The following is a 13,159-nucleotide window of genomic DNA, read 5'->3' as shown; positions in this document are numbered from 1 at the left end:
TTTTTCACCACTGCAAATCAGTTTATCTCCTGAAAAACCACATACGGGAGATAAATCCCTGCTATCCCACTGCTTTTCCTGTTTTTTTGACACCTGAATAAAGCAAAGCAATAAAATAAAACATGGTTTCAATATTAATTAATTGTGACGCGTAAAATAGAAACGCCATTTCATTATTATGATAATGCTGCTCAATAATTACCCAGGAGACAAAAATGAATAAAAAAATACCTTTGGCATTAGCCCTTTGCAGCACAATTATCGCATTACCGCTGCAGGCTGACGAGCAGCATGTCTGGCGAAGCATCGCTTTTGGTCAATCAACTGACGTGAATTTTTCCTCCAACGTGCTGCCGGAAAAAACTGGCGTTAACGACGTAACGATAGCAGGAAAAAAACTGGCTCCGCAGGATGTTGCCAATCTCCAGGCTCCCGTCACGCTTGAGAGTCGGGGTGGAAAAATCGCCAACTCCCATGACGGTCTGACCTTCTTTTATACCGAACTACCGGCCCGGCAGAATTTCATCCTGCAAGCCACGGTGACGGTGGAGCAATTTGGTCCGGAAAATAGCGCCCTTCCGGCAGCACAGGAGGGCGCAGGGCTGTTGGTTCGCGATGTTCTCGGCCAGCCGCGGCAGCAACCTTTGGTGGTTGGCTACGAAGAGTTTCCGGCGGCATCCAATATGGTCATGAACGCGATTATGACTCAGGATAAAAAAGATCGCTCGCACGTCAAACTCCAGGCTATCGCCCGGGAAGGGATCACTCGCCCCTGGGGAAACCCAGGCTCGACTATCAACCGGCTGAGCTATAAAGAGAATATCGATCTTAAGCAGACACCGGACTTCCAGCTCAGACTCGAACGTACCAATGAGGGATTTGTGACATCATGGGCCCCGGTCGGCAGTGATAAGTGGGTCAGCCAAACAGTGCCTCATGCCGATCTGATAACCCAACAGGATAAAGACAGCTACTACGTTGGCTTTTTTGCCTCACGTAACGCCAGAATCACCGTCAACCATGCATCTCTGGTGACATCCCCGGCGAATACCGTTGCTTCACAGCCCTATGTTGCCAAAACCTGGCCGGTCGTGATGCAAATCGCCTCGGGCGCAAAAAGCCAGAGCGCAGATTACGTATTGCAGGCGCGGGCCAGCGCCGATGGCGATTTCACGGTTCGTCAGGATGAGGTGACGCTAGGGATAAATAAAAAGGTCAAGGCTGGCGCGATGTTTACGCAGCCCGCGACGCTCAAAGAGAAAAGTACCTTCGAGATTGTTTTTACCCCCGCCAGTAGCCAAAAACCCATTACGCAAAGCCTGACGGTTGAACGCAGCTCCCGCGTTGAAGGGAATACGCTGCATGTCTCTCCTGAAGGTCAGGCTGACGCCAAAGGGACGCTTGATTCTCCGCTCGACCTCTCCACCGCGCTCGATTTGTTGCCTCCGGGCGGAAAGATTATCCTGGCCGCCGGGGATTATCCGCAAACGGTGATTCCGCTGCCAGCCAGCGGGCTTAAGGAGCAGGGAAAAACGCTGCTGGCCGACGGCAAGGCGGTTATCCATGGCCTGCTGCTGGATGCGAACTACTGGCATATCAAGGGTATCTCAATAACAGACAACAGCCTGCGCATCCAGGGCAGCCATAACCTGATCGAGAACGTCACCGCCTACAAAAACGAGGATACCGGGATCCAGATCTCCTCCCCGGACAAAACTGGTCGCCCGCTGTGGACCAGCTACAACCGGGTCGTGAACTCAGAATCCTACGGCAATGAGGATCCCGGTAAGATTAACGCCGATGGCTTCGCCGTAAAAATGCGGGTAGGGGAAGGTAATCGCCTGCAAGGCTGCTACGCACACGACAATATCGATGACGGATTCGACCTGTTTAACAAAATCGAAGACGGCGCCAACGGTGTTGTGGTGATCGAGAATTCAATTGCCCGCAATAACACCAGTAACGGTTTTAAACTCGGTGGGGAAGGGCAGCCGGTTGCCCACGAAATACGTCACAGCATTGCCATCGGCAACCATCTTGACGGGTTCACGGATAATTTCAATCCCGGCAAGCTGGTGGTGGCCAATAACGTCGCGGTAGATAACCTGCGCTTTAACTATCTCTTCCGCCCCAGCCCTTACGGTAAGCCAGAGACTCAAGGGATCTTCAGCAACAATCTGTCACTGCGCAGCCAGCCGGGAAAATATGATGATGCCGTGGTCGGCAATATAGCAGACAACAACTACTTTATGCGCGAGGGGAAAAGCGTTAACGCTGAGGGGAAAACCATACAGAGCGCCGATTACCAGTCCCTGACGCTGCCGGATCCGCTGCTGCGTCATGCCGATGGCAGTTTTGCCAGCGGAGATTTTCTCAACCGTCGTTAATGAGTGCGCTTTATCCGGCAGAGAAAAACACAAAGGCCGCCCTCGGGCGACCTTTTTCGTTCTTTCGTTCTGCTTCACACCGCATGTGTTGTCGTTGTCGTTAGCGGTACAGCGCAAATGCAGAGCGGCTGGCGACTTAGTGATTGAAGGTACCGAAAGTGACGTTCATAGCACTGAAGAAAGCGATGATTTTGTTAAGCAGTTTCATGATGACTTCCTGGATAAAGAATGTGTTCTGGTAAATTATTTTTGTGATACAAATCACAAAAACAAGTCTACGCTTCATTTTTTAACCGATCAACAGAAATGAGACGTCAATCACAAAAAAAATAAAATACCATTTTAGTTTTGATAAGTTTGAAAAGAAAGCATAAAAAAAGCCAGCCTGGAAACCAGACTGGCTTTTTAACTTTCAAGCCGGTGTTACATCGCTTTTTTGGTCAACTCGATAACGCGCAGTTTGGCGATCGCTTTGGCCAGTTCCGCGGACGCCTGAGCGTAATCCACGTCGCCGTGAGAGCTGTTAATGTGCTCTTCCGCTTTACGCTTCGATTCCAGGGCTCGCGCTTCGTCGAGATCCTGGCCACGAATAGCCGTATCAGCCAGAACGGTCACGCTACCAGGCTGCACTTCTAGAATGCCGCCGGACAGATAGATAAACTCTTCATGACCGTGCTGTTTAACGATGCGAATCATACCAGGCTTAATGGCGGTGAGCAGCGGTGCGTGACCCGGGTAAATCCCCAGTTCACCTTCACTACCCGTTACCTGGATTTTCTCGACCAGACCGGAGAACATTTGCTGCTCCGCGCTGACGACATCCAGGTGGTAAGTCATTGCCATATCACCCTCCGATTAAGGCGTTAAAGTTTTTTGGCTTTTTCCACGGCTTCGTCGATAGAACCGACCATGTAGAACGCCTGCTCTGGCAGGTGATCGTATTCGCCTTCCATGATGCCTTTAAAGCCACGGATGGTGTCTTTCAGGGAGACGTACTTGCCCGGAGAACCGGTAAATACTTCTGCCACGAAGAACGGCTGGGACAGGAAGCGCTGAATCTTACGCGCGCGAGCTACCACCAGTTTGTCTTCTTCAGACAGTTCATCCATACCGAGGATGGCGATGATGTCTTTCAGTTCCTGATAACGTTGCAGCAGGGACTGTACGCCACGCGCGGTGTCGTAGTGCTCCTGACCCACAACCAGCGGATCCAGCTGACGGCTGGTGGAGTCCAGCGGGTCAACGGCCGGGTAGATACCCAGAGAGGCTATCTGACGGCTCAGTACCACGGTTGCATCTAAGTGCGCAAAGGTGGTGGCTGGTGACGGGTCAGTCAAGTCATCCGCAGGGACGTATACGGCCTGTACGGAAGTGATAGAACCGGTTTTGGTGGAGGTGATACGTTCCTGCAGAACACCCATCTCTTCCGCCAGGGTCGGCTGATAACCTACCGCTGAAGGCATACGACCCAGCAGTGCGGATACTTCAGTACCGGCCAGGGTATAACGATAGATGTTATCGACGAACAGCAGAACGTCACGACCTTCGTCACGGAATTTCTCAGCCATGGTCAGGCCGGTCAGCGCAACGCGCAGACGGTTTCCCGGCGGCTCGTTCATCTGACCATAAACCAGGGATACTTTATCCAGAACGTTGGAGTCGGTCATTTCGTGGTAGAAGTCGTTACCCTCACGAGTACGTTCACCTACGCCCGCAAACACGGAGTAACCGGAGTGCTCGATCGCGATGTTACGGATAAGCTCCATCATGTTTACGGTTTTACCTACGCCCGCACCACCGAACAGACCCACTTTACCGCCCTTAGCGAACGGACACATCAGGTCGATAACTTTGATGCCGGTTTCCAGAAGTTCCTGAGAGCTGGACAGCTCTTCATAGGACGGAGCTGCACGGTGAATAGCCCAACGCTCTTCTTCGCCGATGTCGCCTTTCATATCGATCGGCTGACCCAGCACGTTCATGATACGACCCAGCGTTGCTTTACCAACCGGGACTTCGATCGGGTGCTCAAGGTCTTTAACTTCCAGACCACGACGCAGACCGTCGGAAGAACCCATGGCGATAGCACGTACGATACCACCGCCGAGCTGCTGCTGAACTTCCAGCACCAGGCTCTCATTACCATTCTGTACCTCAAGAGCATCGTACACGCGCGGTACGGCATCCTGAGGGAATTCGACGTCAACCACGGCGCCGATTACCTGGACAATTTTTCCAGTAGCCATCTTGAATCCTCTACGAATTAACCTGGTTATACCGCGGATGCACCACCGACGATCTCGGTGAGTTCCTGAGTAATGCTGGCCTGACGAGCTTTGTTGTATACCAACTGCAGCTCTTTAATCAGGCTGCCGCCATTATCGGTTGCGGCTTTCATCGCCACCATACGTGCGGCCTGCTCGCTGGCCAGGTTTTCTACCACGCCCTGATAAACCTGGGACTCGACATAACGGCGCAGGAGGGTATCCAGCAGCGCTTTCGGGTCTGGCTCATACAGATAATCCCAGGATTTACGCTTCAGCTCAGCATCTTCTGATGCCGGTAACGGCAGCAGCTGAGTGATGGTCGGAGTCTGGGACATGGTATTAATAAATTTGTTGCTGACAACGTACAGCTTGTCCAGACGGCCTTCATCATAGGCCTGCAACATCACTTTTACCGGGCCGATCAGTTCGGACAGCGATGGGTTATCCCCCATGCCAGTCACCTGGGCGACAATATTGCCGCCGACGGAACTAAAGAAAGATACGCCTTTAGAGCCGATCATTGCGATGTCGCACTGAACGCCTTTATCGGACCATACTTTCATATCTGCCAGCACTTTCTTGAACAGGTTAATGTTCAAGCCGCCGCACAGACCACGGTCGGTCGACACCACCAGGTAGCCCACACGTTTAACGTCGCGTTCTTCCAGGTACGGGTGCTTATATTCCAGATTACCGTTTGCAAGGTGACCAATCACTTTGCGCATGGTATCTGCATAAGGACGGCTGGCCGCCATGCGCTCCTGCGATTTACGCATTTTGGAAGCGGCGACCATTTCCATCGCTTTAGTGATCTTTTGCGTGTTCTGGACGCTTGCGATCTTACTACGTATCTCTTTTGCGCCGGCCATGAACTTCTCCTCAATGCCTTGCGGCCTGCCCTAAGGCAAGCCGCCAGACTTTACCAGGACTGGGTTGCTTTAAAGGAGTCGAGGATGCTTTTCAGCTTGCCTTCGATCTCGTCGTTATAGCCACCGGTCTGGTTAATCTCTTGCATCAGCGGAGCGTGGTCACGGTCAACGTAAGCCAGCAGAGCGGCTTCGAAGCTACCGATTTTCGCCAGTTCCACATCTTCGAGGTAACCGCGTTCAGCAGCAAACAGGACCAGACCCTGCTGTGCTACAGACATCGGCGCATACTGTTTCTGTTTCAGCAGCTCGGTTACTTTCTGACCATGGCTCAGCTGTTTACGGGTTGCTTCATCCAGATCGGATGCGAACTGAGAGAACGCAGCCAGTTCACGATACTGCGCCAGCGCGGTACGGATACCACCGGACAGTTTCTTGATGATCTTGGTCTGAGCAGCACCACCCACACGGGATACGGAGATACCCGGGTTAACCGCAGGACGAATACCAGAGTTAAACAGGTTGGTTTCCAGGAAGATCTGACCATCGGTAATGGAAATTACGTTGGTCGGAACGAACGCAGAAACGTCACCCGCCTGGGTTTCGATAATCGGCAGCGCGGTCAGGGAGCCGGTTTTACCTTTGACTTCACCGTTGGTGAACTTCTCAACGTATTCCGCGTTAACGCGGGATGCGCGCTCCAGCAGACGGGAGTGGAGGTAGAACACGTCGCCCGGGAATGCTTCACGTCCTGGCGGACGACGGAGCAGCAGGGAAACCTGACGGTAAGCAACAGCCTGTTTAGACAGGTCATCGTAAACGATCAGCGCATCTTCACCGCGGTCGCGGAAGTATTCGCCCATTGCGCAACCGGCATACGGTGCCAGGTATTGCAGTGCAGCAGATTCAGAAGCGGTCGCCACGACAACGATAGTGTTGGACAGCGCGCCGTGCTCTTCCAGTTTACGTACCACGTTAGAAATGGTGGACGCTTTCTGGCCGATAGCCACGTAGACGCACTTGATACCGGAATCACGTTGGTTGATGATCGCATCGATTGCCATCGCGGTTTTACCGGTCTGACGGTCACCGATGATCAGCTCACGCTGGCCACGGCCGATTGGAATCATGGCATCGACGGATTTGTAACCGGTCTGTACCGGCTGATCGACGGACTGACGTTCGATAACGCCCGGAGCGATAACTTCGATTGGCGAGAAGCCATCATGCTCAACCGGACCTTTACCGTCGATAGGCGCACCCAGGGTGTTCACCACACGACCCAGCAGGCCGCGGCCAACCGGAACTTCAAGGATACGGCCAGTACATTTAACCTTCATGCCTTCGGCGAGGTCGGCGTACGGACCCATCACCACCGCACCTACGGAGTCGCGCTCCAGGTTCAGTGCGATAGCGTAACGGTTACCCGGCAGGGAAATCATCTCACCCTGCATACAATCGGCCAGGCCGTGGATGCGGATAACACCGTCACTGACGGAAACAATAGTACCTTCGTTGTGAGCTTCGCTCACCACATTGAACTGAGCAATGCGCTGCTTGATCAGTTCGCTGATTTCGGTGGAATTCAGTTGCATGCTCCAGTCCCCTTAAGACTGCAAGACGTCTGCAAGGCGATCAAGACGGCCGCGTACGCTACCATCAATGACCATATCACCCGCACGGATGATAACACCTGCCATAACAGACTTATCGATTTTGCAATTCAGCTTAACTTTGCGTGACAGACGTTTTTCCATCGCGCCGACGATCTTCTCAAGCTGTGCTTCACTCAACCGGGAGGCAGAAATAACATCTACCTCTGCGGTTGCCTCACTGGCAGCGCGCAGGTGAATGAACTGCTCAAGAACATCCGGGAGCACTTGCAGACGACCATTTTCAGCCATAACCCGAATCAGGTTCTGGCCATTTTCGTCCAGTTGCTCACCGCATACCGCAATGAACGCGTCAGAGAGCGTTTCCGGCGCCAGAGCACCGGACAGAAGCTCTGCCATTTGTTCGTTTTTAGTCACTTCAGCAGCAAACGCCAGCATATCCTGCCAGCGTTCGACACTTTTGTGTTCGACGGCAAAGTCAAAAGCTGCTTTGGCGTAGGGGCGAGCTACCGTTACAAATTCAGACATCAGCCCCTCCCTCCTTACAGTTCAGCGACAAGTTTGTCCACGATGTCGCTGTTAGCAGCTTCATCCACGGAACGTTCGATGATCTTCTCGGCGCCAGCAACAGCCAGGATTGCGACCTGCTTACGCAGCTCCTCGCGAGCACGTTTACGTTCGGCATCAATTTCAGCCTGCGCCTGTGCGACGATTTTGGTGCGTTCCTGTTCTGCTTCAGCTTTAGCTTCGTCCAGCATCTGAGCGCGACGCTTGTTCGCCTGCTCGATGATGACCTGGGCTTCCGCTTTCGCTTTTTTCAGCTGGTCGGTCGCGTTGGCCTGTGCAAGGTCCAAATCTTTCTTAGCGCGTTCTGCAGAAGCCAAACCGTCGGAAATCTCTTTCTGACGCTTTTCGATGGCAGCCATTAAAGGCGGCCATACGTACTTCATGCAGAACCATACGAAAAGAACAAACGCGATGGCCTGGCCGAGGATTGTTGCGTTCATGTTCACAGCACAATACCTCTTAAATTAACTCTGTGGCTTAGGTTTCTTTCGAACAACTTACTACGCGACAGCAAACATCACGTACAGACCCAGACCTACAGCGATCATCGGGATAGCATCCACCAGACCCATAACGATAAAGAACTGAGTACGCAGCAGAGGAATCAGATCCGGTTGACGCGCTGCGCCTTCCAGGAATTTGCCCCCGAGGATGCCGATACCGATCGCAGCACCGATCGCCGCCAGACCCATCATCACAGCGGCAGCCATGTACAGCAGATCCATATTCAGGTTTTCCATGACAGTCTCCAGTTTGTTTCAGTAAAAACGTAGTATGTTGGTAAAAATCAATGCTCTTCAGATGCCATCGACAGATAGACGATCGTCAGAACCATGAAGATGAAGGCTTGCAGCGTAATAATCAGGATGTGGAAAATGGCCCATGGCACATTCAGAACCCACTGTGACCACCACGGCAGCAGACCAGCAATCAGAATGAAAATCAGCTCACCGGCATACATGTTGCCGAACAGTCGCAGACCCAGTGAAACCGGTTTGGACAGCAGGCTTACCCCTTCAAGGATTAAGTTGACAGGAATGAACGCCCAGTGATTGAACGGCTGCAGCGTCAGTTCTTTAACGAACCCACCCACGCCTTTCATTTTGATGCTGTAGAAAAGAATCAGGATAAACACGCCAAGCGCCATCGACAGGGTGATGTTCACGTCAGCAGACGGAACCACGCGCAGTGCGGGCAGGCCGAAAATGTGTTCACCGATGTACGGAATCAGGTCGATTGGCAGCAGGTCCATCAGGTTCATCAGGAATACCCAGACAAACACGGTGAGGGCCAGCGGAGCAATCAGCTTGCTCTTGCCATGATACATGTCTTTGACGCTGCCATGGACGAAGCCGATGGTCATCTCGATAGCCGTCTGGAGTTTACCAGGAACACCGCTGGTCGCTTTTTTGGCAACGCTACGGAAAATGGTAAGGAACAACAGACCGAGCACCACTGAGAAGAACATGGAGTCAATGTTGAGCGTCCAGAAGGTGGCCGGGGGGTTGTGCGGATCCACCAGCGAGAAAGTACGCAGATCAATCTGAAGGTTGTTCAGATGGTGACCTATGTATTCCTGCGGCGTCATATTTTCTGCAGCCATGATGCCTTTTACCCTTTGTTGTTAATTACAGCTGGTGCCAGAATTTGTACCACCAGCACCAAAACCCACGTCACTATCAGCGGCATGAATACCACTTTGAATACGGCCAGCGCCACCGCGAGGAGGGCAAAGGTCAGCAACACCTTAAAAGCTTCGCCGAAGGCGAAGGTCCAGGCCACATGGCCTTTAGATGGTGTATGCGCCTGATGACGCCAGGCAAAAATCATAAACAACATGTTTGGCAAAACAACCGCCAAACCTCCGCATACTGCGGAGATGCCCCAGAAGGGGTCTTTTAGGCTGAACAGCAGTCCACTTGCTATTACTGCCAGTAACTGAATAAACAGAAGCTTACGAGCAACGTTTCGACTCAAGAGCGACACAGACATCACGTTTTTACTCCTGCTCCCTTCGAGGTATGTCGCGTGTCGTATAAAACGTCCTTTAAGACGAAGAGTCAAGCATCAAAAAGCGGACAAATTATACGGTGACGCCCCGTGATTTCAAACAATAAGTAGCAAAATAGTGAATAAATGTTTAATTATTTTCCAGCAGGCAACTTTTCCTGCATTTTGCCAATCTGTGAGCCGTCATACGAAACTGCAAATACTGAGAAAACACAGAGATTAAAGCGTGCACCAGATCACATATTAAACATTTTAGAGTAAAGCGAATTAATTCCATTCATAAATTGTCTGTTTTCATCTTTTTGATATTAAAGATAAAAAATGAGCAGTTTTTATAAAACAACCGCGCATACAATGAAAACCTTTTATTGACATTTATAATAAATATTTAACATCCGTATGCCTTGCCAGTCGCTCGATTTTTAGCGTCCTGATATTTTCAATGTTGACTATTTTACGAGTAAACCAACCGTCAAAGTTAACCCTGGGATAACCCATGGTAAAAACATGGTTAAAAGGCGCCGCGAATAGCGCGCAGTGACATTTATTTTTGTAACATGCGGCGGTCTGATTTTTTTCACATTTTTTGATAAAAACTAAATCATTTTTGGCTTAATAACCACCAGGTGACGCTCCCCTTCCAGCGCAGGAACATGCAACCTGATAATCTCGCTGACGGTGTATCCTTCGGGAAGATTTGCCATTTCATCTTCCTGAGCCACTCCTTTCAACGCATAGAAACAGCCGGTTTCTGACGGCAGATGATGGCACCAGCTGACCATGTCGTTCAGCGAGGCAAATGCGCGGCTGATGACGCCATCGAACGGCGGTTCTGCGGGGAAATCTTCCACGCGGCTCTGTACCGGGACGATATTCTCCAGTTTTAACTCATGCTGGACCTGGCGAAGAAAACGCACGCGCTTGCCGAGGCTGTCCAGCAGCGTGAAATGTGCTTGCGGGAGCACTATCGCCAGCGGGATTCCCGGTAGCCCTGGTCCTGTTCCAACGTCGATAAAACGCGTTCCCTGCAGGTACGGCGCAACAACAATGCTATCGAGGATATGGCGAATCAGCATCTCATTCGGATCGCGAACGGAAGTCAGATTGTAGGCTTTGTTCCACTTATCCAGCATGCCAACATAGGCCACCAGCTGGTTTTTCTGGTGATCGGTGAGCGAAATACCGGCCTCAGCCAGCAGACGAGAAAGTTTGTTGAGCACGTTCAGTACCTGTCCAGAAATAATGAGCCCGGAGGCGATGACGCTTACCGGGCCGGTGAATCAAAAAGGGCGGAGAAGCAGCCTGCTATCCGCCAAATTCCGCCTGTCGGGGCAATCAGGCGCTGCGGCGCAGCATCCCCTGCTTTTTCAACCAGACCAGCAAAATAGAAATCGCCGCTGGCGTGATGCCGGAAATACGCGAAGCCTGACCGATTGAAGACGGTTTGTGATCGTTAAGCTTGGCAATCACTTCATTCGACAACCCGATCACCTGACGATAATCAAGCGTTGCCGGCAGGATCGTATTCTCATTACGCTGCTGTCTTTCGATCTCTTCCTGCTGACGAGCAATATATCCTTCGTACTTCACCTGGATCTCAACCTGCTCAGCAGCCTGCGCATCTTCCAGGCCCGGCGAGAACGGCGACAGCTGAACCAGCTGCTCATAGGTCATTTCCGGACGACGGAGCAAATCTTCCCCGCTCGCTTCGCGAGACAGTGGCGCAGACAGATGCGCATTGACTTGTTCCACGCTGTCTGCCGCCGGGTAAACCCAGGTGGATTTCAGACGTTGACGCTCAAGCTCAATGCTTTCCAGCTTCTCGTTGAACCGCGCCCAGCGTTCATCATCGACCAGGCCCAGTTCGCGCCCCTGTTCCGTCAGACGCAGATCGGCGTTATCTTCGCGCAGCATCAGACGATATTCGGCGCGTGAAGTAAACATCCGGTACGGTTCTTTGGTTCCCAGCGTACACAGATCGTCGACCAGCACACCAAGGTAGGCTTCTGAACGCGCCGGCGCCCAGCCCTCTTTTTCCGCTGAGAAACGACCGGCGTTCAGACCGGCAAGCAGTCCCTGAGCAGCGGCTTCTTCGTAACCGGTGGTGCCGTTAATCTGTCCGGCAAAGAACAGACCGTGGATATATTTGCTTTCCAGCGTCGGCTTCAGGTCACGCGGGTCGAAGAAATCGTACTCAATAGCGTAGCCTGGACGAACGATTCTGGCGTTCTCCATACCCTGCATTGAGCGAACAATCTGCATTTGTACGTCAAACGGCAGGCTGGTGGAGATACCGTTCGGATAAATTTCGTTAGAGGTCAGCCCTTCCGGCTCGAGGAAGATCTGGTGCTGGTTGCGATCGGCAAAACGCATCACTTTATCTTCGATCGACGGGCAGTAGCGCGGACCGATCCCTTCAATCACCCCGGCATACATCGGGCTGCGATCGAGATTATTGCGGATCACATCGTGGGTTTTCTCGTTGGTATGGGTGATATAGCACGGTACCTGCTGCGGATGCTGAGCCGCATTGCCCATGAACGAGAAAACCGGCATGGGGTTATCACCATGCTGCTGCGCCAGAACGCTGAAATCGATGGTACGGGCGTCAATACGCGGCGGCGTCCCGGTTTTCAGGCGACTGACCCGCAGCGGCAGCTCACGTAAACGGCGAGAAAGCGGGATCGACGGCGGATCGCCTGCGCGGCCACCGCTGTAGTTATCCAGCCCGATATGGATCTTGCCGTCAAGGAAGGTGCCGACGGTCAGGACCACCGCTTTAGCGCGGAATTTCAGTCCCATCTGGGTAACGGCGCCGACAACCCGATCGTTTTCGACAATCAGATCCTCCACCGCCTGCTGGAAGATCATCAGATTTGGCTGGTTTTCCAGCGCCGTGCGCACCGCCTGACGATAGAGCACGCGGTCTGCCTGAGCTCGTGTCGCCCGTACCGCCGGGCCTTTGCTGGCGTTTAGTATCCTAAACTGAATGCCTGCCTGGTCGATCGCTTTCGCCATCAGTCCGCCAAGCGCATCCACTTCTTTTACCAGGTGTCCTTTCCCAATGCCGCCAATCGCCGGGTTGCAGCTCATCTGCCCCAGGGTGTCGATATTGTGTGTCAAAAGCAGGGTCTGCTGACCCATCCGCGCCGCGGCCATCGCGGCCTCAGTGCCTGCATGACCCCCGCCAATGATGATGACGTCAAAAGGATCCTGATAAAACATGGTGGTATGCCTCGCATAAAGCGGTTTGAAAATAGATTGAAGCCCGGGCCGTGGATTCTACTCAACTTTAGCCTTTCGAGAAAGCTCCGGGATCTTGAGTATTAAAAAGAAGATCTTTTATTTAGAGATCTGTTTTACTGTGATCTCTTATTAGGATCGAACCTTTCTGTGGATAAGCCCGATCTGCGGTTTAAGATCAAATATTTAAGAAGGATCACTATCTG

The 13,159-nt window shown here is 52.2% G+C and carries 13 protein-coding genes; 2 read left to right on the top strand and 11 right to left on the bottom strand.

The window, feature by feature from the left end:
- Positions 1–215: 215 nt before the first annotated feature.
- Positions 216–2,387 (top strand): right-handed parallel beta-helix repeat-containing protein, encoded by a 2,172-nt coding sequence (locus CWM52_RS13505; RefSeq protein WP_100684576.1) that lies wholly within the window; start codon positions 216–218, stop codon positions 2,385–2,387.
- The gene (locus tag CWM52_RS26350) at positions 2,341–2,697 is read left to right on the top strand and encodes a hypothetical protein (RefSeq protein ID WP_165785391.1); all 357 of its coding nucleotides are present in this window, start codon (positions 2,341–2,343) and stop codon (positions 2,695–2,697) included. Before CWM52_RS13505 ends, CWM52_RS26350 begins: the two co-directional genes overlap by 47 nt.
- Positions 2,698–2,810: 113 nt before the next feature.
- Here the strand turns inward: CWM52_RS26350 and CWM52_RS13500 are convergent, their stop codons facing one another.
- The 11 genes from CWM52_RS13500 to mnmG all read right to left on the bottom strand — a co-directional run bounded on the left by CWM52_RS13500 (position 2,811) and on the right by mnmG (position 12,935).
- Entirely contained in the window at positions 2,811–3,230 is a 420-nt protein-coding gene (locus CWM52_RS13500) for a F0F1 ATP synthase subunit epsilon (RefSeq protein WP_004869216.1), read from the bottom strand.
- A 20-nt stretch (positions 3,231–3,250) separates the two neighbouring features.
- Positions 3,251–4,633, bottom strand: a complete 1,383-nt coding sequence (gene atpD / locus CWM52_RS13495) for a F0F1 ATP synthase subunit beta (RefSeq protein ID WP_004869217.1) — start codon at positions 4,631–4,633, stop codon at positions 3,251–3,253.
- A gap of 26 nt (positions 4,634–4,659) precedes the next feature.
- The gene (gene atpG / locus CWM52_RS13490; RefSeq protein WP_004869218.1) at positions 4,660–5,523 is read right to left on the bottom strand and encodes a F0F1 ATP synthase subunit gamma; all 864 of its coding nucleotides are present in this window, start codon (positions 5,521–5,523) and stop codon (positions 4,660–4,662) included.
- Positions 5,524–5,573: 50 nt separating this feature from the next.
- Complete coding sequence (gene atpA / locus CWM52_RS13485; protein ID WP_100684575.1) at positions 5,574–7,115, bottom strand: F0F1 ATP synthase subunit alpha; 1,542 nt, start codon at positions 7,113–7,115, stop codon at positions 5,574–5,576.
- Positions 7,116–7,127: 12 nt separating this feature from the next.
- Positions 7,128–7,661, bottom strand: a complete 534-nt coding sequence (atpH, locus tag CWM52_RS13480; protein ID WP_100684574.1) for a F0F1 ATP synthase subunit delta — start codon at positions 7,659–7,661, stop codon at positions 7,128–7,130.
- A 14-nt stretch (positions 7,662–7,675) separates the two neighbouring features.
- A complete protein-coding gene (gene atpF, locus CWM52_RS13475) occupies positions 7,676–8,146 on the bottom strand; it encodes a F0F1 ATP synthase subunit B (protein WP_100684573.1) in 471 nt (156 codons plus the stop codon).
- A gap of 54 nt (positions 8,147–8,200) precedes the next feature.
- Positions 8,201–8,440 (bottom strand): F0F1 ATP synthase subunit C, encoded by a 240-nt coding sequence (gene atpE / locus CWM52_RS13470; protein WP_000429386.1) that lies wholly within the window; start codon positions 8,438–8,440, stop codon positions 8,201–8,203.
- A gap of 47 nt (positions 8,441–8,487) precedes the next feature.
- Entirely contained in the window at positions 8,488–9,303 is an 816-nt protein-coding gene (gene atpB, locus CWM52_RS13465) for a F0F1 ATP synthase subunit A (protein WP_100684572.1), read from the bottom strand.
- A gap of 8 nt (positions 9,304–9,311) precedes the next feature.
- Positions 9,312–9,692 carry a F0F1 ATP synthase subunit I gene (gene atpI / locus CWM52_RS13460; protein WP_100684571.1) on the bottom strand — a complete coding sequence of 127 codons (381 nt, stop codon included), beginning with the start codon at positions 9,690–9,692 and terminating at the stop codon, positions 9,312–9,314.
- A gap of 614 nt (positions 9,693–10,306) precedes the next feature.
- Positions 10,307–10,930 (bottom strand): 16S rRNA (guanine(527)-N(7))-methyltransferase RsmG, encoded by a 624-nt coding sequence (gene rsmG, locus CWM52_RS13455; RefSeq protein ID WP_100684570.1) that lies wholly within the window; start codon positions 10,928–10,930, stop codon positions 10,307–10,309.
- Positions 10,931–11,045: 115 nt separating this feature from the next.
- Entirely contained in the window at positions 11,046–12,935 is a 1,890-nt protein-coding gene (mnmG, locus tag CWM52_RS13450) for a tRNA uridine-5-carboxymethylaminomethyl(34) synthesis enzyme MnmG (RefSeq protein WP_100684569.1), read from the bottom strand.
- Between the last annotated feature and the right edge of the window lie 224 nt (positions 12,936–13,159).

The sequence above is a fragment of the Raoultella sp. T31 genome, assembly GCF_002806725.1.
Taxonomy (GTDB): domain Bacteria; phylum Pseudomonadota; class Gammaproteobacteria; order Enterobacterales; family Enterobacteriaceae; genus Klebsiella; species Klebsiella electrica.
The sequence above is the reverse complement of the archived record's forward strand: the minus strand, read 5'-3'. Positions and strand labels throughout refer to the sequence as shown.